Here is a 22181-nt window from a genome sequence, read left to right as displayed (position 1 = left end):
CATGGCGAATATGTTTGCCCTGATTCTGGTGATTGCCACATTGGTCACGGGCATTTTATGGTGCGTGGATAAATTTATCTTCGCGCCAAAACGCCGGGAGCGTCAGGCGGCAGCGCAGGCTGCTGCTGGCGATGCTCTGGATAAAGCAACGCTGAAAAAAGTCTCGCCGAAGCCTGGCTGGCTGGAAACCGGCGCTTCGGTTTTCCCGGTGCTGGCTATCGTGCTGGTTGTGCGTTCGTTTATCTATGAACCTTTCCAGATCCCGTCGGGTTCGATGATGCCGACGCTGCTGATCGGTGACTTTATCCTGGTGGAGAAATTTGCCTACGGTATTAAAGATCCGATTTATCAGAAAACCCTGATCGAAACGGGTCATCCCAAACGTGGCGATATCGTGGTCTTTAAATACCCGGAAGACCCACGCCTGGACTACATCAAGCGGGCAGTCGGTTTACCGGGTGATAAAGTGACCTATGACCCGGTAGCGAAAGAAGTGACCATTCAACCAGGCTGTCGTTCGGGTCAGGCCTGTGAAAACGCGTTACCGGTCACCTACAGCGACGTTCAGCCGAGCGATTTTGTGCAGACTTTTGCACGTCGTAATGGTGGTGAGGCCACCAGTGGTTTCTTCGAGATCCCGTTGAGCGAAACGAAAGAGAACGGTATTCGTCTGTCCGAGCGTAAAGAAACGCTGGGCGACGTAACGCACCGTCTTCTGACCGTACCGATTGCTCAGGATCAGGTGGGGATGTATTACCAGCAGCCAGGACAGCCACTGGCGACCTGGATTGTGCCGCCTGGCCAGTACTTCATGATGGGCGACAACCGCGATAACAGTGCAGACAGCCGTTATTGGGGTTTTGTCCCGGAAGCGAATCTGGTGGGTAAAGCCACTGCCATCTGGATGAGTTTCGACAAACAAGAAGGCGAATGGCCGACTGGCGTACGTTTAAGCCGCATTGGTGGCATTCACTAATCGCCGCGAATCGTTCACGTTGTCGTCTTAATGACGGCAACGTGAATTATTTCTTCGATAAATCTGCCCAGGCTAACGACATCCCTCGTCGTTGTGTATAGAATATTCCCCCGAAGTTTCAGGTTGGCGCCTCCAGGTCGCCACGGCACACGAAACAGCGTTGGTCCCCCTATATGAGCGTACATAAGCTGCTTAACGCGGCCGGAAGAATGCTACATATATCAGGTCTGTTTCGTGTGCTGAATTGTTGACGCATTTATTTATTGGTATCGCATGAACCCCATCGTAATTAATCGGCTTCAACGGAAGCTGGGCTACACTTTTACTCACCATGAGTTGTTGCAGCAGGCATTAACTCACCGCAGTGCCAGCAGCAAACATAACGAGCGTTTAGAGTTTCTTGGCGACTCAATTTTAAGTTTTGTGATTGCAAATGCGCTATATCATCGTTTCCCCCGGGTGGATGAGGGGGATATGAGCCGTATGCGCGCGACGCTGGTGCGCGGAAATACGCTTGCGGAATTAGCCCGTGAGTTCGATCTGGGCGAATGTCTTCGCTTAGGTCCGGGCGAACTGAAAAGCGGCGGATTCCGTCGTGAATCCATCCTGGCTGATACCGTCGAAGCGCTGATTGGTGGGGTTTTCCTCGACAGCGATATTCAGACCGTTGAAAAGCTGATCCTCAACTGGTATCAGACGCGTCTGGATGAAATCAGTCCGGGCGATAAGCAAAAAGATCCGAAAACGCGTTTGCAGGAATATCTGCAGGGTCGTCATCTGCCGCTGCCGTCTTATCTGGTGGTGCAGGTGCGTGGTGAAGCGCACGATCAGGAATTTACTATCCACTGCCAGGTTAGCGGCCTGAGTGAACCGGTGGTAGGCACAGGTTCGAGCCGTCGCAAGGCGGAACAGGCTGCCGCCGAACAGGCGTTAAAAAAACTGGAGCTGGAATGAGCATTGATAAAACCTATTGCGGATTTATTGCTATCGTCGGTCGCCCGAACGTTGGCAAATCAACGCTGTTGAACAACCTGCTCGGGCAGAAGGTTTCGATCACCTCCCGTAAAGCGCAGACCACACGTCACCGTATTCTCGGGATCCATACCGAAGGGGCTTATCAGGCGATTTACGTCGATACTCCGGGTCTGCACATGGAAGAAAAGCGCGCGATTAACCGCCTGATGAACAAAGCGGCCAGCAGCTCCATTGGCGATGTTGAACTGGTGATCTTTGTGGTGGAAGGCACCCGCTGGACGCCGGACGACGAAATGGTGCTTAACAAGCTGCGCGAAGGTAAAGCACCGGTGATTCTGGCCGTCAACAAAGTGGACAACGTGCAGGAAAAAGCCGATCTGCTGCCGCACCTGCAGTTCCTGGCAAGCCAGATGAACTTCCTCGACATCGTGCCGCTCTCAGCGGAAACCGGAATGAATGTTGATACCATCGCGGGTATCGTGCGTAAGCATCTGCCGGAAGCCGTGCATCACTTCCCGGAAGATTACATTACAGACCGTTCACAGCGCTTTATGGCTTCCGAAATCATCCGTGAAAAGTTGATGCGTTTCCTGGGCGCTGAACTACCGTACTCGGTGACCGTAGAAATCGAACGCTTCGTGACAAACGAGCGCGGCGGCTACGATATCAACGGGCTGATCCTCGTTGAGCGCGAAGGGCAGAAGAAAATGGTTATTGGCAACAAAGGGGCCAAAATTAAGACCATCGGTATTGAAGCGCGAAAAGACATGCAGGAAATGTTTGAAGCCCCGGTTCACCTTGAGCTGTGGGTGAAGGTGAAATCCGGCTGGGCCGATGACGAACGCGCGCTGCGCAGTCTCGGTTACGGCGACGATCTCTAAACCCGTGCTCTGAACAGGCGACGAGTATGATGGAAGGCTGGCAGCGCGCATTTGTCCTGCATAGTCGTCCCTGGAGCGAAACCAGCCTGATGCTGGACGTCTTTACGGAAGAGTCGGGTCGTGTGCGCCTTGTTGCCAAAGGCGCACGTTCTAAACGTTCGAATCTGAAGGGCGCGCTCCAGCCTTTTACTCCTCTGTTAGTGCGCTTTGGCGGACGTGGCGACGTCAAAACGCTGCGTAGCGCGGAAGCCGTTTCACTGGCGCTCCCTCTGAGCGGTATCACGTTATACAGCGGTTTGTACGTCAATGAACTGCTCGCCCGCGTGCTGGAGCACGAAACTCGTTTTTCTGAACTCTTCTTCGATTACCTGCACTGCATTCAGGCACTGGCGGGGGCTACGGGAACGCCGGAGCCTGTGCTGCGCCGTTTTGAACTGGCGCTTCTCGCTCATCTCGGTTACGGGGTTGATTTCCTGCACTGTGCAGGTAGCGGAGAGCCGGTGGAAGACACCATGACCTACCGCTACCGCGAAGAAAAAGGCTTTATCGCCAGCGTCGTCATCGACAACAACACCTTTACCGGTCGCCATCTGCGTGCGCTGGCAGAACGCGAATTTCCGGATATCGATACGCTTCGTGCGGCGAAACGCTTTACCCGCATAGCGCTGAAGCCGTATCTTGGTGGTAAGCCCTTAAAGAGCCGCGAATTATTTCGGCAGTTCATGCCGAAGCGAACATAAAATCACGAGGATTGTCATGGCTGAATTACTGTTAGGCGTCAACATTGACCACATTGCCACACTGCGTAATGCACGCGGCACCGCGTATCCGGATCCGGTCCAGGCGGCGTTTATCGCCGAGCAGGCTGGCGCCGACGGCATCACCGTTCATTTACGTGAAGATCGTCGCCACATCACCGACCGTGATGTCCGTATTCTGCGCCAGACGCTGGATACGCGGATGAATCTGGAAATGGCGGTGACGGAAGAGATGCTGGCAATTGCCGTGGAAACCCAACCACATTTCTGCTGCCTGGTGCCGGAAAAGCGTCAGGAAGTGACCACTGAAGGCGGTCTGGATGTGGCAGGGCAGCGCGACAAAATGCGTGATGCCTGTAAACGCCTGGCAGACGCAGGGATCCTCGTGTCGCTGTTCATTGACGCCGATGACGCGCAAATCAAGGCGGCGGCTGACGTCGGCGCGCCGTATATTGAAATTCATACCGGCTGCTATGCCGATGCGAAAACCGATGCGGAACAGGCGCAGGAGCTGGCACGTATCGCCAAAGCGGCGACCTTTGCGACCAGTCTCGGTCTGAAGGTCAACGCCGGGCACGGTCTGACCTACCACAACGTTAAAGCTATCGCCGCACTACCGGAAATGCACGAATTGAACATCGGCCATGCAATTATTGGGCGCGCGGTGATGAGCGGGTTGAAAGACGCCGTTGCGGAAATGAAGCGTCTGATGCTGGAAGCGCGCGGCTAATGGCTATTCTCGGCTTAGGCACCGATATCGTGGAGATCGCCCGCATCGAAGCGGTGATCTCTCGTTCTGGTGACCGACTTGCCAGACGGGTGCTCAGCGATAACGAGTGGGCCATCTGGGAAACGCATCAGCAGCCGGTACGTTTCCTGGCGAAACGCTTTGCTGTCAAAGAGGCTGCCGCGAAAGCGTTTGGTACGGGTATTCGTAACGGGCTGGCGTTTAATCAGTTTGAAGTGTTTAACGACGATCTCGGGAAACCGCGCTTGCGGTTATGGGGGGAGGCGTTAGCGCTGGCGGAGAAGCTGGGTGTGGCACATATGCACGTGACCCTGGCCGATGAACGTCATTATGCCTGCGCCACGGTGATTATCGAAAGTTAGATTTTATCGGCGTGGTGCATCTGGACAAATTTGTCCCACAGCTGTTCTTCTGTTTCGACATGTGCCGGATCTTTCAGGATTGTATTGGGGATCGGGCACACCTTCTGGCAGGTGGGCGTGTCGTAATGACCGACGCACTCGGTGCATTTGTCGCTGTTAATCTCATAGATGCTGTCACCCATCGAAATGGCCTCATTCGGGCATTCGGGTTCGCACATATCGCAATTGATGCACTTTTTGGTGATTAACAGGGCCATCAGGAAACTCTCAAAACAACACAAACCGGGCGGGCATTATACGCGCATTCTTTGCTCAGACCAGTTTTTTTACCAGCGCTTCGCTGTGGCGAATACGCTCTGGGGCATGCTCCAGATCCTGCTGGACCAGCGCCATAAAAAGCAGATCGGTGAGCATCATTTGCGCATGGGTTGAGGAGATCGCCGCACTGCGAGTAGCCTGCTCTTCCGCTATGGTGTACAGACAGTGGCTGGCACGCTGCTGTAGCCCATTGGGGGTGAATCCGGTGATCGCCAGGATCTGTCCGCCAACGCGCAGCATTTCTTCTGCTGCCAGATTCAGCTCCCGACGTTCGCCGCTATAAGAGATAGCCAGCAGCAGATCGTCCGGCGTCAGCGCCTGGACCGTGGCCAGCAGCGCATGCATATCGCGTTCAACCACTGCATTCAGGCCAATCTTCATCAGCTTCCAGGCAAAATTTTGCGCCACCAGGCCGGAGGCGCCAATCCCGGTTAACACGATCCGACGGGCGTTACGCAGCATCGTCACGCTTTCGCTCAGCTTCTCTTCAGCGTTAACATCCAGCGTGGCATGCATCGCCGCCACATTTTCTTTGATCAGTTTCTCGCCGACCAGACGCAGGGGATCGTCGCCACGGATCTGGTTATGCACCGGCACTGAATGCGGATTCGGATTGCTGACCAGGGCTTCGCTGATCGCCAGTTTCAACGCCGGGAATCCTTTATAGCCGAGTTTTTGCGCGAACTTCACCACGCTTGACTGGCTGACGCCTGCTTCGGCGGCCAGTTGCTGAGAGCTAAGGTGCCGGGCTGCATCGGGTTGTATCAGAAGATAGTCCGCGAGTTTTTTATCGCTCTGCGCAAACCCCGGGTAGCGCTGGCGGATGCGAATCAAACAGTTCATGGTCTCTCCTGACGAAAACGTGATGGCGGCGACAAAATGAAATTTCACTCGCCTGTACGAATATTATATTCCATTATTGCTGTCTAATATGAATTAAAAATTCCTGAGGAGCAAACATGAATCTTGGCGCATTAGTGTCAGAAACCCGTAATCCACTGACGATGGACCTCGATGCGCTGTCGACGCTGGAGCTGGTTCACCGTTTTAATCAACAGGATACGCTGGTAGCGGAAGCAGTAAAAGCAACATTACCCGAAGTTGCGAGGGCCGTCGATGCGGCGGCTGAAGCGTTAAAATTAGGTGGACGAATTATCTACATGGGGGCCGGGACCAGCGGACGACTTGGCGTACTGGACGCGTCTGAATGCCCGCCGACGTTTGGCGTTCCCCACGGGCTGGTGGTAGGGCTGATTGCCGGCGGTCCGGGCGCGTTGCTGAAAGCGGTTGAAGGAGCAGAAGATAACGCCCGGCTTGGTGAAGACGATCTGATAGCGCTGAATCTCAAACCGCAGGATCTGGTGGTTGGGCTGGCGGCTTCAGGGCGTACGCCGTATGTGATAGGTGGGCTGAAATATGCCCGCCGAACGGGCTGTACTACGGTCGCGATTTCCTGTAATCCGGATTCGCCCATTGCACAGGAAGCGGAGATTGCGATTTCACCGGTTGTCGGGCCGGAAGCCTTGACCGGCTCCACGCGCCTGAAATCCGGCACCGCGCAAAAGCTGGTGCTTAATATGATCTCCACCGGAGCGATGGTGAAGTTTGGCAAGGTCTATCAGAACCTGATGGTGGATATGAAAGCCACTAATGTAAAACTGATGGACCGCGCGTGCCGAATGGTGGTTGAAGCCACAGGCATTGCGCGCACGGAGGCGGAAACCCTGCTGAAGCAGACCGACTTTGATGTGAAACCGGCAATTTTAATGGCGCTGACGGGGCTCAGTGCAAAAGCGGCGCGTGCAAAGCTGGCTGCGCATAATGGATTTTTACGGGCGGCATTAGCAGACTAACCGAGAGGTAGCGATGGATAAGACGGCGGCCCTTGCCAGCGAGATACTGCTGGGGATAGGTGGAGAGCACAATATTCTGCGTCTGGAAAATTGCATGACACGCGTCAGGGTGGAAGTAAAAGACGATACGCTGCTGGATATTCCGCGTCTGAAACAGCTCCCCGGCGTCAGCGGTTACGTGAAGCAGGGCGCACAGCATCAACTGATTGTCGGGCCTGGCAAGGCGGCAAAGGTCGTTGATGCCATGCGTTTGCAACTGGCTCAGGAGGGAGAATCACCGGCAGGCGATGATATTGAACGCACAAAATCGCAGGCGAAAGCAAAGTACAAAGCCCCGATGAGTGATGCGCTGCGCAAGCTGGCGAACGTTTTCATTCCCCTGATCCCGGCGTTTATTGCCTCCGGTTTGATCACCGGTATTATCAACATCCTCAAGCGTCCGGATATTGTGGGCGATTTTGCGACCCATTACCCCAATATGCTGGGGTTGATGGGGATCTTCGGCAGTGCGGTCTTTGCCATCATGAACATTCTGGTGGGGGTCAACACTGCTAAAGTCTTCGGCGGATCGCTGGCGATGGGCGGCGTAATGGCCGGTATCCTGTCGAGTCCGCAACTGGCGCAAATTACTCTGTTTGGCGAAGCGCTCCAGCCAGGCCGTGGCGGGGTGATTGCCGTGCTGCTGGTGGTGGCGCTGATGTGCTGGATCGAGCGTAAATTCCGCGAAGTGTTACCCGGTTCGCTGGAGCTTATCCTCAATCCTCTACTGACGACCATCATTACCGGTACGATTGCGATTGTGGCGCTGCAACCACTGGGGGGCTGGATTTCGGAGTCTATTGCTCACGGCGCGTCCTGGGCTATCGATCGCGGCGGCTTTCTGGTCGGCGCGGTCCTGGCGGGAACCTTCCTGCCGCTGGTGCTGACGGGGCTGCATCAGGGGCTGGTGCCGATTCATGTCGAACTGGTACAGGCACACGGTTACAACGCGCTCTTTCCCATTCTGGCGATGGCGGGCGTCGGGCAGGTGGGCGCAGCGATTGCGGTGCTGATGAAAACCCGTAACGCGCGGCTGAAAAAAGTGATTAAAGGTGCATTGCCGGTGGGATTGCTCGGGATCGGCGAACCGCTGATTTTTGGCGTTACGTTGCCGCTGGGCAAGCCGTTTATTGGCGCCTGTCTGGGCGGCGCGGTAGGTGGGGCGCTGATTAGCTACTGGAAAGTTGCTACGGTCATTACGTTCGGTATTTCTGGATTACCGCTGGCGCTAACGATTGTTGCCGGAAAAGTGATGTTCTATCTGTTAGGCTATGTAGTAGCGGTTATTGCCGGGTTCTTCTTTACCTGGCTGTTAGGGTTCAACGATCCAGAGGAGTAAGGTTTGACCAATCACGCACGCCGTGTCGTATTTTTTGATCTGGACGGTACGTTACATCAGCAGGATATGTTCGGCAGTTTCCTGCGCTATCTGTTGCGTCGCCAGCCGCTGAATGCGCTGCTCGTGCTGCCTTTATTGCCGGTGATTGTTGGCGCGTTACTGATCAAAGGACGCGCCGCGCGCTGGCCGATGAGTCTGCTGCTGTGGGGCTGTACCTTTGGTCATAGCGAGGCCAGCCTGCAGGCAAAGCAGGCTGATTTCGTCCGTTGGTTCCGGCAGAACGTCACGGCGTTTCCACAGGTACAGGAGCGGTTGACCACCTATTTATTAAGTTCTGATGCGGATATCTGGCTCATTACCGGTTCGCCGCAGTCGCTGGTGCAACAGGTCTATTTTGATACGCCCTGGCTGCCGCGGGTGAATTTGATCGCCAGCCAGATGGAACGGGGTTACGGCGGTTGGGTGCTGACTCTACGTTGCCTGGGTCATGAAAAAGTGGCACAACTGGAGCGTAAAATCGGTACGCCGCTGCGCCTTTACAGCGGCTACAGCGACAGCAATCAGGACAACCCGCTGCTCTATTTTTGCCAGCACCGTTGGCGCGTCACACCTCGCGGAGAACTTCAGCAACTGGAATAGTTGAAAGACGAAGGGTATAGCGACCCTGTATAATGCGCCCGCGATGATTACCGGAGTTCTCCCTTTGTCAGATATTGAATTTAGCCACGAATACTGGATGCGCCATGCATTAACGCTGGCGAAGCGCGCCTGGGATGAGCGTGAAGTTCCGGTCGGCGCTGTATTAGTACACAACAATCGCGTGATCGGCGAAGGCTGGAACCGCCCGATTGGCCATCACGATCCGACCGCGCACGCGGAGATCATGGCGCTGCGTCAGGGCGGCCTCGTCCTGCAAAACTATCGGCTGATTGATGCCACGCTGTACGTGACCCTTGAGCCATGCGTCATGTGCGCTGGCGCGATGGTGCACAGCCGTATCAGCCGCGTGGTGTTCGGCGCGCGCGATGCAAAAACCGGCGCCGCTGGCTCGCTGATGGATGTTCTGCATCATCCGGGAATGAATCATCGCGTTGAGGTCACTGAGGGGATCCTGCGTGAAGAGTGTGCAACGCTGCTCAGCGATTTCTTTCGCATGCGCCGCCAGGAGATCAAAGCGTTGAAGAAAGCCGCAAGCCAGTAATCATTGCGGCCTCAGCTTACTGTTTCTCTTCTTTCTTCTGCGGTAAACGCAGCAGTGATGGAGAGTGCGTCAGATAGCCAGACGACGATTGCGACAGGAAGGCGGAGAGCGGTCGTCGCTGTTTGCCAAATTCCGTTGGCGAGACGACCGGATACTCTTGCGCCAGTTTCATCTCTTCAGCCAGTTGCTTTTCTTTCTCCTGCAAATAGCCCTGCAGACTTATCTGATATTTACGGATGTTCTCAACGTAGGCGTAGGCTTCATGTCCGCGCGCATAGCCGTAGGTCAGCTTGCTGTAATACTGTTTTTGACTGAGCAACGGCAGGCGCTGTTTGACGTCCGCCCAACTGTCCGGGTTTCCCTTCGTTTTGGCCGTCAGCGCCCGCGCATCAAGCATATGCGCATAACCCATGTTATAGGCCGCCAGCGCAAACCAGATGCGCTCGTTCTCTGGCACCGTGTCTGGCACTTTACTCATCATATCCTGTAAATAGCGCGCCCCACCGCTGAGGCTCTGCTCAGGATCGGTCCTGTCGGTCAGACCCAGACTCTGTGCCGTGTTTTTGGTGAGCATCATCATGCCGCGCACGCCGGTCGGTGAAGTGGCCTGCGGATCCCAGTGTGATTCCTGCCAGGCGATCGCGGCAAGCAACTGCCAGTCAATTTCCTGGGCGTGCTTTTCAAACAGCGGTTTTAAATCGGGGAGCATGGCGTCAACCGCGCGCAGAAAGGTGCGGGTATCGACATAGTCAAAATCATCGCCGTGTCCCAGATACTTTTCTTCAAGACGCGCCAGCGAACCGTCCTCATTCATGCCGTTGAAGAAATCGAGCAGGGCGGCGGACAGCGTGTTGTCGTCATCCAGCACACTGAACCAGGTGACCGGCTGCTCGTCTGTAACGTCCAGCGCCACCGCCAGTTCCGGATGAACGCGTTGATAAAGGCTAATGGCGACAGAATCGGCGATAGTGTAATCCAGTTGACCGGCAATCACGGCGTCAAGCAGTTCAGTAGAGCCTTTCTTCTCGTCAATGCGCCAGCTCAGATCGGGGTATTTTGTCTCTTTCAGGGTTTGCAGATCGTTTGCCACCACATGCCCGGGCGTGATGGTAAGCTGGCTTTCCGTCACGCTACCCAATGTACGGGGGCGGTACTGACCCACTTTGTAGACCAGTTGCTGGGAGACAGAATAGTAGGTCGGCCCCGGCTGATAGTTTTTTACCCGCTCGCTGTTGTAGACCAGCCCGGCAGCCAGCAGATCGGCGTTGCCATTATCCAGGTCGTCAAACAACTGACTGATATTCTGGCGTACGGTCACTTTTAGCTTTACGCCCAGATAGCTGGCGAACTGCTGTGCCAGCTCATAATCGAGCCCGTACGGCTTGCCGTCGAGTTTTGCCCAGGTGAGCGGCGACTCAATGGTGCTCACACGCAACTCTCCCCGCGACTGGATCGCGGCGATACGATTATCGGCTTTACCGAACCAGGGGATTGAGGGCCAGAGGGCCGCCGCCAGCAGCAGCGTCAGTATGCCGATGAACAGATAATTAATCTTTAATTTTTTCAATTAGTTAATTCTCTGAACCGTGCGTTGCCTCAGGATGGGAAAAGGAATAGATAGACCAGGAATATTCATCAATGAGCGGCATTTTGCTTAAACTTGCGCCAGTTGGCAACTAATTACAGCCATTGGCAGCATCGTATGACAAGAACGACGGCGGATTTTATTTCGACGCAAACGGTTTCGTCGGCGGCATAGATTCTTTATAATGACGCCCGTTTCCCCACTTGGGCACACCGAAAGCTTAGCTTAGAAGACGAGAGACTTATGATGGAAATTCTGCGTGGTTCGCCTGCACTGTCCGCATTCCGTATTAACAAACTGCTGGCACGTTTTCAGGCTGCCAACCTCCAGGTAAGCAATATTTACGCCGAGTACGTCCATTTCGCTGACCTGAACGCTCCGTTGAACGAGGATGAGCACGCGCAGCTTGCCCGTCTGCTGAAATACGGCCCCAGCCTGAGCAGTCATACCCCGGAAGGGAAACTGCTGTTGGTGACGCCGCGCCCCGGCACCATCTCCCCCTGGTCTTCCAAAGCGACAGATATCGCCCATAACTGCGGTCTGCAACAGATTGATCGCCTGGAACGTGGCGTCGCTTACTATGTTGAAGCCGCCACGCTGACCGCTGAACAGTGGCAGCAGGTTGCTGCCGAACTGCATGATCGCATGATGGAGACGGTGTTCTCTTCTTTAACCGACGCGGAAAAACTGTTTGCTCACCATCAGCCAGCGCCGGTTGCAAGCGTTGACCTGCTGGGTGAAGGCCGTCAGGCGCTGATGGACGCTAACCTGCGTCTCGGTCTGGCGCTGGCGGACGACGAAATTGATTACCTGCAGGATGCGTTTACCCGTCTGGGGCGCAACCCGAATGACATCGAGCTCTACATGTTTGCGCAGGCGAACTCTGAGCATTGCCGCCACAAGATTTTCAACGCCGACTGGGTGATTGACGGTAAGCAACAGCCGAAGTCGCTGTTCAAAATGATCAAAAACACCTTTGAAGCCACCCCGGACCACGTCCTTTCTGCTTATAAGGATAACGCGGCGGTCATGGAAGGGTCCGAAGTCGGCCGTTACTATGCTGACCACGCAAGCGGGCGCTACGATTTCCACCAGGAGCCAGCGCACATCCTGATGAAGGTGGAAACCCATAACCACCCGACGGCGATCTCGCCGTGGCCGGGCGCGGCGACCGGTTCCGGCGGTGAAATCCGTGATGAAGGGGCAACCGGACGCGGCGCGAAGCCAAAAGCGGGTCTGGTGGGCTTCTCCGTCTCTAACCTGCGTATTCCGGGCTTTGAGCAGCCGTGGGAAGAAGACTTCGGCAAGCCGGAGCGTATTGTGACCGCGCTGGATATCATGACTGAAGGCCCGCTGGGCGGTGCGGCGTTTAACAACGAATTTGGTCGCCCGGCGCTGAACGGCTATTTCCGTACTTACGAAGAAAAAGTGAACAGTCACAATGGTGAAGAGCTTCGCGGCTACCACAAGCCGATTATGCTGGCGGGCGGGATCGGGAATATCCGGGCCGATCACGTGCAGAAAGGCGAGATCGTCGTCGGGGCGAAGCTGATTGTTCTCGGCGGCCCGGCAATGAACATCGGTCTGGGCGGCGGCGCGGCCTCGTCTATGGCCTCCGGTCAGTCTGATGCGGATCTCGACTTCGCTTCCGTACAGCGTGATAACCCGGAGATGGAACGCCGCTGTCAGGAAGTGATCGACCGCTGCTGGCAGTTGGGGGAAGCGAACCCAATCCTGTTTATTCACGACGTTGGCGCGGGCGGTCTGTCAAACGCGATGCCTGAACTGGTCAGCGACGGCGGACGCGGTGGTAAATTCGAACTGCGTGACATCCTCAGCGATGAGCCGGGTATGAGCCCGCTGGAGATCTGGTGTAACGAGTCTCAGGAACGTTATGTGCTGGCCGTGGCGGCGGACCAACTGCCGCTGTTTGACGAGCTGTGTAAGCGCGAGCGCGCGCCGTATGCGGTGATTGGCGAAGCAACCGAAGAACAGCATCTGTCGCTACACGACCGTCATTTCGACAATCAGCCTATTGACCTGCCGCTTGACGTACTGCTCGGCAAGACGCCGAAGATGACTCGTGACGTTCAGACGCTGAAGGCGAAAGGCGATGCGCTAAACCGTGCGGACATCACCATTGCGGATGCCGTTAAACGCGTTCTGCATTTGCCGGCGGTGGCGGAAAAAACCTTCCTGGTGACCATTGGCGACCGTACCGTCACCGGGATGGTGTCCCGCGATCAGATGGTTGGCCCGTGGCAGGTGCCGGTGGCGAACTGCGCGGTGACCACTGCCAGCCTTGACAGCTACTATGGTGAAGCGATGTCAATCGGTGAACGTGCCCCCGTGGCGCTGCTCGACTTCTCCGCTTCTGCCCGTCTGGCGGTCGGGGAAGCGCTGACTAACATCGCCGCCACGCAGATTGGCGATATCAAACGCATTAAGCTTTCCGCCAACTGGATGGCCGCAGCCGGTCACCCGGGCGAAGATGCCGGTTTATACGAAGCGGTGAAAGCGGTCGGTGAAGAACTCTGTCCGGCGCTGGGGCTGACCATTCCGGTGGGTAAAGACTCAATGTCGATGAAAACCCGCTGGCAGGAAGGCAATGAACAGCGCGAAATGACCTCGCCGCTGTCGCTGGTGATTTCCGCTTTTGCCCGCGTGGAAGATGTGCGTCATACCATTACGCCGCAGCTTTCTACTGAAGATAACGCGCTGCTGCTGATCGACCTGGGCTGTGGACATAACGCGCTGGGTGCGACGGCGCTGGCGCAGGTGTACCGTCAGCTTGGCGATACACCGGCAGATGTGCGTGACGTCGCGCAACTGAAAGGCTTCTACGACGCGATGCAGGCGCTGGTGGCGCAACGTAAACTGCTTGCTTATCACGACCGTTCCGATGGCGGCCTGCTGGTGACGCTGGCGGAAATGGCCTTCACCGGTCACTGCGGTATTCAGGCGGACATCGCCGCACTGGGCGACGATCGTCTGGCGGCGCTGTTTAACGAAGAACTTGGGGCGGTGATTCAGGTTCGCGCAGCGGATCGCGAGGCGGTGGAAGCACTGCTGGCGCAACACGGTCTGGGCGATTGCGTACATTATCTGGGTCAGGCCGTCACGGGCGATCGTTTTGTTATCGAAGCCAACGGTCAGACCGTCTTCAGTGAAAGCCGCACGACGCTTCGCATCTGGTGGGCCGAAACCACCTGGCAGATGCAGCGCCTGCGTGATAACCCGGAGTGTGCCGATCAGGAGCATGATGCGAAAACCAACGATGCCGATCCGGGCCTTAGCGCGAAACTGACCTTTGATATTAATGAAGATATCGCCGCACCGTATATTGCGACCGGTGCGCGTCCGAAAGTGGCGGTACTGCGTGAGCAAGGGGTGAACTCCCACGTAGAAATGGCCGCAGCGTTCCAGCGTGCAGGCTTTGACGCGATTGACGTGCACATGAGCGATCTGCTCGGCGGCCGCACGGGCCTGGGTAACTTCCAGGCGCTGGTGGCCTGCGGCGGCTTCTCATACGGCGACGTACTGGGCGCGGGAGAGGGATGGGCGAAATCAATCCTGTTCAACAACCGCGTGCGCGATGAGTTCGAAACCTTCTTCCATCGTCCGCAAACGCTGGCGCTGGGCGTGTGCAACGGCTGCCAGATGATGTCGAATCTGCGTGAACTGATCCCGGGCAGTGACCTGTGGCCGCGCTTTGTGCGTAACCATTCCGATCGCTTTGAAGCCCGCTTCAGCCTGGTCGAAGTGACCCAGAGCCCGTCTCTGTTGTTGCAGGGCATGGTCGGCTCAATGATGCCTATTGCCGTCTCGCACGGGGAAGGGCGCGTTGAAGTTCGCGACGCAGCCCATCTGGCGGCGCTGGAAAGCAAAGGACTGGTCGCACTGCGCTTTGTCGATAACTTTGGCAACGTGACGGAAACCTACCCGGCTAACCCGAACGGTTCACCCAACGGGATTACCGCAGTCACGACCGAAAATGGTCGCGTAACCATCATGATGCCGCACCCGGAACGTGTGTACCGTACCGTCAGCAACTCATGGCACCCGGAAAACTGGGGCGAGGACGGTCCGTGGATGCGTATCTTCCGTAACGCGCGTAAGCAGTTGGGCTAAGCCTTCTGAAACAGAAAAACCCGGTGAAAAAACACCGGGTTTTTTATTATTGAACGCATGGCGTTAGTTCTTCATTTCCTGTACGCGCATTTCATTGACTTGCTGAGGATTGATGACGTTGCCTTTTTTCAGATAATCAATCACCGCATCGGAGAGGTTATATCCGCCGCGGACCTGTTTATTTTTACCCTCGGTAAACGCCATAAACCCATCACCGCCCGGCGCGAGGAAACTGTTGGTCGCCACGCGATAGGTCTGCGTATCGACAATGTTTTTGCCGTTAAGTGTCAATGTCGTCACGCGCTGACCGACCGGTTTACGCGGGTCGTAGCGCATTTCAGCGCCTTTCGACATCTGTAATACGCCGTTGCTCAAAGACGCCCCGTGTTCCATCAGATTGCGCAATGACTTACCCGTTAAATCCATCACGGTCAGTTCATTAGGGAACGGGAAGGCGCTAATAATATCGCCAAGCGTGAGGGTTCCGGGGTTCAGATCGGCACGCAGTCCCCCAGAGTTAGTCAGCGCAAGTTGCGCATCAGGTGCGGCGAACAGCATAGCATCGGTAAACAGGTTACCCAGCGATGAGGACTCGCCATAGGCCCGGGTCAGCGCAATCGGCGTTTCACCCACTTTTTGGCTCACGGTTTCAGCGAGCTTTTTGTTCCAGCCATCAATCACCTGCTGCGTAACCGGATCGGGTTTCCACTCATCCGCATAAATTGTTTTCAGTTCAAAGCTTTTAACCGTGTGACGATGGGTTTTTGTGTTGACATCCAACACCAGTTTACCGATGTCAATGCCGCCACTGTCGGTCGAGAGGATGAGGGTATTACCCACTTTAATTGGTTCTGGCGTGCCAACATGCGCATGGCCGGTAATGAGAAGATCGAGTCCTTTGACCTGTTTTGCGGTCTGAATATCCTTATCCAGCGCGCGTCTGACGTCGGTATTGCCGATGCTGGACTGGCGCGCCGGTGTGCCTTCGTGCATTAATGCGACGGTGATATCCACTTTGCCGCGAAGCTCGTCCAGATAACGCTGCAGATAGTGGACTTCATCACGCGCTTCAATTCCCTGGCGCATGGCTGACGACACCGTATCGTCGAAGGCAAACACACCGTGCAAACCGATGACACCGATTTTAACGCCGTCTTTTTCCACAATGGTGTACGGTTTATTCCAGAAGGGCAGCGTGCTGTTCTTAAAAAAGATGTTACCCAATAAAATAGGGAACGTCGCCTGGCTGAATTGCAATAGCGTATTATCCCAGCCATGGTCAAATTCATGATTCCCGACAGAGGCCGCATCCACCGACATCGTATTCATAATATCGATAATTGCTTTTCCTTTAGTCAGGCTGCTTATATATGGACCGGTAAAATAATCACCAGCATCAAAATAAAACGTCGCCTTATTTTTCGCTTTTTCCTGTTTAACCAGGGTGGAGATATTAGCAAAACCGCCCACCTCCCGTTTACCTTCAGCGATATACGGCAGCTTATACGGTTCAACGTGGGCGTGGAGATCATTGGTATAGATGACGGTAACATCCTGCGCGCAGGCATATCCCGCATATCCTGCGACGAGTAATGTGGCAATCAGTTTTTTTTTCATTATTTATCCTTAAAGCAAAAATGAGAGTGCTATTGTCGTTTCTGCTTGCGTGGATTTTGTGAGGCTTCTCACGACAGTTAATCTTAATAACCGCCAGAGTCATTCGACTGACGAAATCAGTTGGTCGAGTGAAATGGAAAACCCGGATAAAATACATCTCAATGTTTGTAAAAGTTGGTCGTGCCCCAATCTCGGCGTTGCGGAAGCGGCTGACTATCTTTATCCCGTTTATCGTCTGGGATATGCGGCGCTGGAATGCCAGAAATGTGGCAGCCTGCCGCCTTTATTTAATGAGCGTGAATTTAACCACTGGTTTGCGCGGTTAACGAAAAATAAACCGGGCGCAAGTGGAGCGGAATGTCCGCATTGTTCTGCCTCCGACGTGATTCGCTATGGGCGAACGCAGGCAGGCAATGGACGATTCCAGTGCCGTCATTGTCGGGCGGTTTTCACTCCCCAACAGACAAAGGCCCGTTTTGCCCGTACCGTCGAGCCGTTTCTTTTGCGACTTCAGCAGGGTGATTACGCGGCTGAAACCACGCAATATCGGCTGCTGGCAAAAGCGGTTGACTGGTGTGAGCGTCAACCCCATCACGCCCCCAGTGAGGTAAAACGCGTTGCGACGACGGTTCTGGCTATGCCATTCCAGGGGCAGGCGGCAGAACAGCAGTTGTATGTGGTGATCAGTGCTGATGCCTGTTCCGGTCGTCTTCTCCTGGCCTCGACTAATTACAGTGATGAAGCGGTTGGCGACTCTTTACTTTATAAAGGTTCGGCGAGCACCGCGCCGCAAATGGCGCATGAGTGTTCAGTGGAGCGGCTCCGCCAGCAGGAAATGCAGTTTATGCAACGCAGTCAGTTTGATGAAATTCTCTATGGCAGTGCGCGGCTGAAGCGCAACGATCGCGGGTGTATCCTTCGCCCGGTTATTGCGATCCACGGTCATTTCCAGCGTTTAAAACGGTGGTTTCCGGCTATCACCGATCACTATCTGGCGCACGAGTGCGTGCTGCGGGGGGCAGCGATTACGGCCTGGTCAGCGGAAGTGCAGCGTGGAGCGACGAATTTGTGGTTTGTGCTGGAGGATTTCAGCCAGCAGGCAACTACAGACGCTGTTTACAAGGCTACAGGTCGCTGGAACATTGGATGGTGGAACAACGTCTGGCAGCGCTGGAGTGGCGGTGGGGCAGTCAAGTTCGTCTGCTCATTGACCGGACAAAAGCAGGCCGGAAATATTGCTCCGGTCTCGCTGCACGCTTGCGACGCTTTTCTTCACTGGCTGCAGGCGCATCCATGGTCATCGGCCCGGTCAGGGTCAGGGGCGAAGGTGCTGAGCCGTCATATCGTGTGCCTGGCGTATCTCTATAATCACTGCCGGTAATAGCGTCTGTCGGGAATTCGCGACAGACTGGCTTGAGAGGTGTCTCCAAAAAGAGACATTTAACTTATTGATTTTTAAAAAGCTAAATACATTGCGCTTAGGGTGTTGCTTATTGGCGACAGTCTGGTGGAAAATTGTTCACAGCGTTAATACTTTGAATGTTGATTAAAACTCAATAAATACATTGTGTTAATAAAATATTCTCAATATTGGCACAGTTACTGCATAATAGTAATCAGTGGCTCATTCACCTTCTTATGTCAGCCCCTTCGGGACGTGCTACATAAACTTCGAATGACGCACAACAAGGTGCCTGCCGTCCAACATCTGATAATAGCGCTGCTTTATCAACCATCGGGCGAAACGTCGAGTTAGGCACCGCCTTATTCCATAACAAAGCCGGGTTAATCCCGGCTTTGTTGTATCTGGCGTTTCCCTCAGTTAGCATCGTCCTATTCATCTCTTGCGAGAGTAACGCATTGAAGCGCTGGTCTGTTTTTCCCCGGTCATTACGCCAGCTGGTGACGCTGGCATTCCTGCTGATCCTGCTACCGCTGCTGGTCCTCGCCTGGCAGGCGTGGCAAAGCCTGAACACGCTCAGCGCCCAGGCGGCGCTGACCAACCGTACTACGCTTATCGACGCGCGACGCAGCGAAGCGATGACCAATGCCGCGCTGGAGATGGAACGCAGCTACCGTCAGTATTGCGTGCTTGACGATCCGACGCTGGCGAAGGTCTATCAAAGCCAGCGCAAGCGCTACAGTGAAATGCTGGATGCGCATGCGGGCGTGCTGCCGGACGATAAACTGTATCAGGCGCTGCGTCAGGATCTGAACGACCTGGCGCAATTGCAATGCCGTAACAGCGGACCCGATACCGCCGCCGCCGTGCGACTGGAAGCCTTTGCCAACGCCAATACCGAAATGGTGCAGGCGACCCGTACCGTGGTGTTCTCACGCGGGCAGCAGTTGCAGCAAGAGATCGCCGAGCGCGGGCAGTTCTTCGGTTGGCAGGCGCTGGTGCTGTTTCTGGTGAGCCTGGCGATGGTGCTGCTGTTCACACGAATGATTATCGGGCCGGTGAAAGGGATTGAGCGGATGATCAATCGCCTGGGGGAAGGGCGATCGCTTGGCAATACCGTCAGTTTTGCCGGACCGCGAGAACTGCGTTCCGTTGGGCAACGGATCATCTGGCTAAGCGAGCGTCTTTCCTGGCTGGAATCCCAGCGCCATCAGTTTTTGCGCCATCTCTCTCATGAGCTGAAAACCCCGCTTGCCAGCATGCGTGAAGGCACCGAATTGCTTGCCGACCAGGTGGTGGGGCCGCTGACGCCGGAACAAAAAGAGGTCGTTGATATTCTTGATGACAGCAGCCGCAACCTGCAAAAATTGATTGAACAACTGCTTGATTACAACCGCAAACTGGCTGACAGCGCCATTGAAATGGAAAGCGTGGAGCTTGAACCGCTGGTCGATATGGTGGTTTCCGCTCATAGTCTGCCGGCCCGCGCTAAAATGATGCATACCGACATTGAGCTGGCGGCGGATCGCTGTCTGGCCGAGCCGATGTTACTGATGAGCGTACTGGACAATCTTTATTCCAATGCGGTGCACTATGGGGCTGAATCCGGTAACATCCGTATTCACAGCCGCTTACAAGGGGAAAGGGTGTTCATTGATGTTATCAATACCGGATCTCCTATTCCTGAAGCGGAAAGAACCATGATTTTCGAACCTTTTTTCCAGGGAAGTCATCAACGGAAAGGGGCAGTGAAAGGGAGCGGACTCGGACTGAGCATCGCCAGAGATTGTATCCGCCGTATGCAGGGGGAGCTGTATCTTGTCGACGAACAGGCGCAAGAGGTTTGCTTCCGCATAGAACTGCCATTATCTGCAACGAAAAACGACTAAATAATGCTAAGCCTGGTGAATATGCCACACGTTTTTTCTCACATTTTCCAACGTCTATTCTCCCGCCAGTTCATGCTGGCGGGATTGCCCTGCCTTGCGCTGATGGGCTGTACGCCGTATGCGGTAAAACACATCACGGGGGATGCGCCGCAGGATGCGTTGCCGACGTATCCACTGGCGGACTATCTGTCGGTTGAGTGCACCGATATCTGGTCCCTTGAGGGGCAATCGACAGAGACGAATCCCCTCTACTGGCTGCGCGCCATTGACTGCGCAGATCGCCTGCTGCCCGTGCAGTCGCGCCGCGAGGCTCGCCTGCTGCGTGACGATAACTGGCAAAACGCCTTTAAGCGCGGCATCTTGCTGGCGAACGCCAAAATTACGCCGCTGGAGCGTCGCGAAAACGTCTCGCGGCTGGATGCGCTAAGTCCACAGATCCCGGCGCAGGTACGTCCGCTTTATCAGATCTGGCGCGACGGACAGTCGTTACAGCTCCAGCTCGCCGAAGAACGCCAGCGTTACAGCAAACTCCAGCAAACGACCGATGGCGATCTGGATACGCTGCGCCAGCAGCATCAGCATCTTCAGGCGCAGCTCGATCTTACGACGCGCAAGCTGGAGAACCTGACCGATATTGAGCGTCAGCTTTCCACCCGTAAACCGGCGGGAAATTACAATCCGGATGCGGCGCATGGCGGCGACAAGTCTGAAGGACAAGCTCCGGAATCATCACAAGATGAGGTGACCCCATAATGAGTCGTAAACCGGCGCATTTACTGCTCGTGGATGATGATCCTGGCCTGTTAAAACTGCTGGGCATGCGTCTGACCAGTGAAGGCTATAGCGTGGTGACCGCAGAGAGCGGGGCAGAAGGGCTGCGACTTCTGAATCGTGAAAAAGTGGATCTGGTGATTAGCGATTTGCGCATGGATGAAATGGACGGTATGCAGCTGTTCAGTGAGATCCAGAAGGTTCAGCCGGGAATGCCCGTCATCATTCTGACCGCCCACGGCTCGATTCCGGATGCGGTCGCGGCAACGCAAAAAGGGGTGTTCAGCTTCCTGACTAAGCCCGTGGATAAAGATGCGCTCTATCAGGCCATCGACGAAGCCCTGGAACAGTCCGCGCCTGCGACGGACGATAGCTGGCGCGAATCAATTGTCACTCGCAGCCCGCTGATGCTGCGTCTGCTGGAGCAGGCGAGAATGGTGGCGCAGTCTGACGTCAGCGTGTTGATCAATGGTCAGAGCGGGACCGGGAAAGAGATCTTCGCTCAGGCAATCCACAATGCCAGCCCGCGCAGCAGCAAACCGTTTATCGCCATCAACTGTGGGGCGCTACCGGAACAACTGCTGGAGTCGGAGCTGTTCGGTCATGCCCGCGGCGCGTTTACCGGCGCGGTTAGCAACCGGGAAGGGTTGTTTCAGGCAGCAGAAGGGGGAACGCTGTTCCTTGATGAGATTGGTGACATGCCTGCGCCGTTGCAGGTGAAACTGCTGCGCGTGTTGCAGGAGCGTAAAGTCAGACCGCTTGGCAGCAACCGCGACATCGATATTAATGTGCGTATCATCTCGGCGACCCACCGTGACCTGCCGAAAGCGATGGCGCGCGGCGAATTTCGTGAAGATTTATACTACCGTCTCAACGTGGTGAGTCTGAAGATCCCCGCTCTGGCGGAGCGCGCTGAAGATATTCCGCTGCTGGCGAACCACCTGTTGCGTCAGTCGGCGGAGCGTCACAAACCGTTTGTGCGGGCGTTTTCAACGGATGCAATGAAGCGGCTGATGACTGCCAGTTGGCCCGGTAACGTGCGACAACTGGTGAACGTGATCGAGCAGTGCGTGGCGCTGACCTCCTCGCCGGTGATCAGCGATGCGCTGGTGGAGCAGGCGCTGGAAGGGGAAAATACCGCGCTGCCGACCTTTGTCGAAGCGCGTAATCAGTTCGAGCTGAACTATCTGCGTAAGCTGCTGCAAATCACCCGGGGCAATGTGACCCATGCGGCAAGAATGGCGGGCCGTAACCGGACAGAATTTTATAAGCTGCTTTCCCGCCATGAGCTGGATGCAAACGATTTCAAAGAATAACTCAGCGTAATATGTTACGT

Annotated in this window: 19 protein-coding genes; 15 read left to right on the top strand and 4 right to left on the bottom strand. The window is 55.3% G+C overall.

The window, feature by feature from the left end; all coding sequences use genetic code 11:
* Position 1 precedes the first annotated feature (1 nt).
* The 6 genes from lepB to acpS all read left to right on the top strand — a co-directional run bounded on the left by lepB (position 2) and on the right by acpS (position 4700).
* Entirely contained in the window at positions 2–976 is a 975-nt protein-coding gene (gene lepB / locus QNN88_RS05575) for a signal peptidase I (protein WP_414239306.1), read from the top strand.
* Between the two features lie 273 nt (positions 977–1249).
* Complete coding sequence (gene rnc, locus QNN88_RS05570) at positions 1250–1930, top strand: ribonuclease III (RefSeq protein WP_414239305.1); 681 nt, start codon at positions 1250–1252, stop codon at positions 1928–1930.
* Positions 1927–2832 (top strand): GTPase Era, encoded by a 906-nt coding sequence (gene era, locus QNN88_RS05565; RefSeq protein ID WP_414239304.1) that lies wholly within the window; start codon positions 1927–1929, stop codon positions 2830–2832. Before rnc ends, era begins: the two co-directional genes overlap by 4 nt.
* Before the next feature lie 29 nt (positions 2833–2861).
* Complete coding sequence (recO, locus tag QNN88_RS05560; RefSeq protein ID WP_414239356.1) at positions 2862–3572, top strand: DNA repair protein RecO; 711 nt, start codon at positions 2862–2864, stop codon at positions 3570–3572.
* Between the two features lie 16 nt (positions 3573–3588).
* Positions 3589–4320 carry a pyridoxine 5'-phosphate synthase gene (gene pdxJ, locus QNN88_RS05555; RefSeq protein WP_414239303.1) on the top strand — a complete coding sequence of 244 codons (732 nt, stop codon included), beginning with the start codon at positions 3589–3591 and terminating at the stop codon, positions 4318–4320.
* The gene (gene acpS / locus QNN88_RS05550; RefSeq protein ID WP_414239302.1) at positions 4320–4700 is read left to right on the top strand and encodes a holo-ACP synthase; all 381 of its coding nucleotides are present in this window, start codon (positions 4320–4322) and stop codon (positions 4698–4700) included. The genes pdxJ and acpS overlap by 1 nt, the downstream gene beginning before the upstream one ends.
* On the opposite strand, the gene QNN88_RS05545 is transcribed toward acpS, so the two are convergent.
* Together QNN88_RS05545 and QNN88_RS05540 are read right to left on the bottom strand one after the other, a co-directional pair.
* On the bottom strand, positions 4697–4957 hold the full coding sequence (locus QNN88_RS05545; protein WP_042999785.1) for a YfhL family 4Fe-4S dicluster ferredoxin: 261 nt from the start codon (positions 4955–4957) through the stop codon (positions 4697–4699). The two genes, acpS and QNN88_RS05545, sit on opposite strands and share 4 nt — an antisense overlap.
* 55 nt (positions 4958–5012) lie before the next feature.
* On the bottom strand, positions 5013–5861 hold the full coding sequence (locus QNN88_RS05540; protein WP_414239301.1) for a MurR/RpiR family transcriptional regulator: 849 nt from the start codon (positions 5859–5861) through the stop codon (positions 5013–5015).
* A gap of 116 nt (positions 5862–5977) precedes the next feature.
* On the opposite strand from QNN88_RS05540, the gene murQ reads away from it, so the two are divergent.
* From murQ to tadA, 4 genes are read left to right on the top strand one after another with little or no spacing between them, the layout of a single operon-like run.
* The gene (murQ, locus tag QNN88_RS05535; RefSeq protein ID WP_414239300.1) at positions 5978–6871 is read left to right on the top strand and encodes an N-acetylmuramic acid 6-phosphate etherase; all 894 of its coding nucleotides are present in this window, start codon (positions 5978–5980) and stop codon (positions 6869–6871) included.
* 13 nt (positions 6872–6884) lie between these two features.
* Positions 6885–8249, top strand: a complete 1365-nt coding sequence (locus tag QNN88_RS05530) for a PTS transporter subunit EIIC (protein WP_414239299.1) — start codon at positions 6885–6887, stop codon at positions 8247–8249.
* 3 nt (positions 8250–8252) lie between these two features.
* Positions 8253–8888, top strand: coding sequence for a phosphatidylglycerophosphatase C (gene yfhb / locus QNN88_RS05525; protein WP_414239298.1), 636 nt, complete (start codon positions 8253–8255; stop codon positions 8886–8888).
* A gap of 43 nt (positions 8889–8931) precedes the next feature.
* Positions 8932–9450, top strand: a complete 519-nt coding sequence (gene tadA / locus QNN88_RS05520; RefSeq protein ID WP_414239297.1) for a tRNA adenosine(34) deaminase TadA — start codon at positions 8932–8934, stop codon at positions 9448–9450.
* A 16-nt stretch (positions 9451–9466) separates the two neighbouring features.
* Here the strand turns inward: tadA and mltF are convergent, their stop codons facing one another.
* Positions 9467–11017 (bottom strand): membrane-bound lytic murein transglycosylase MltF, encoded by a 1551-nt coding sequence (gene mltF, locus QNN88_RS05515; protein WP_414239296.1) that lies wholly within the window; start codon positions 11015–11017, stop codon positions 9467–9469.
* Between the two features lie 261 nt (positions 11018–11278).
* On the opposite strand from mltF, the gene purL reads away from it, so the two are divergent.
* Entirely contained in the window at positions 11279–15166 is a 3888-nt protein-coding gene (gene purL / locus QNN88_RS05510; RefSeq protein ID WP_414239295.1) for a phosphoribosylformylglycinamidine synthase, read from the top strand.
* Positions 15167–15229: 63 nt separating this feature from the next.
* On the opposite strand, the gene QNN88_RS05505 is transcribed toward purL, so the two are convergent.
* Complete coding sequence (locus tag QNN88_RS05505; RefSeq protein WP_414239294.1) at positions 15230–16783, bottom strand: bifunctional metallophosphatase/5'-nucleotidase; 1554 nt, start codon at positions 16781–16783, stop codon at positions 15230–15232.
* A 58-nt stretch (positions 16784–16841) separates the two neighbouring features.
* On the opposite strand from QNN88_RS05505, the gene QNN88_RS05500 reads away from it, so the two are divergent.
* The 4 genes from QNN88_RS05500 to glrR all read left to right on the top strand — a co-directional run bounded on the left by QNN88_RS05500 (position 16842) and on the right by glrR (position 22161).
* Positions 16842–18164, top strand: a complete 1323-nt coding sequence (locus tag QNN88_RS05500; RefSeq protein WP_414239293.1) for a transposase — start codon at positions 16842–16844, stop codon at positions 18162–18164.
* Positions 18165–18643: 479 nt separating this feature from the next.
* Positions 18644–20074 (top strand): two component system sensor histidine kinase QseE/GlrK, encoded by a 1431-nt coding sequence (qseE, locus tag QNN88_RS05495; RefSeq protein ID WP_414239292.1) that lies wholly within the window; start codon positions 18644–18646, stop codon positions 20072–20074.
* Positions 20075–20095: 21 nt separating this feature from the next.
* On the top strand, positions 20096–20827 hold the full coding sequence (gene qseG, locus QNN88_RS05490) for a two-component system QseEF-associated lipoprotein QseG (protein ID WP_414239291.1): 732 nt from the start codon (positions 20096–20098) through the stop codon (positions 20825–20827).
* The gene (gene glrR, locus QNN88_RS05485) at positions 20827–22161 is read left to right on the top strand and encodes a two-component system response regulator GlrR (RefSeq protein ID WP_414239290.1); all 1335 of its coding nucleotides are present in this window, start codon (positions 20827–20829) and stop codon (positions 22159–22161) included. The genes qseG and glrR overlap by 1 nt, the downstream gene beginning before the upstream one ends.
* Positions 22162–22181 lie beyond the last annotated feature (20 nt).

The sequence above is a fragment of the Citrobacter sp. ANG330 genome, from assembly GCF_047467925.1.
Classification (GTDB): Bacteria; Pseudomonadota; Gammaproteobacteria; order Enterobacterales; family Enterobacteriaceae; genus Citrobacter_A; species Citrobacter_A amalonaticus_G.
The sequence above is the reverse complement of the archived record's forward strand: the minus strand, read 5'-3'. Positions and strand labels throughout refer to the sequence as shown.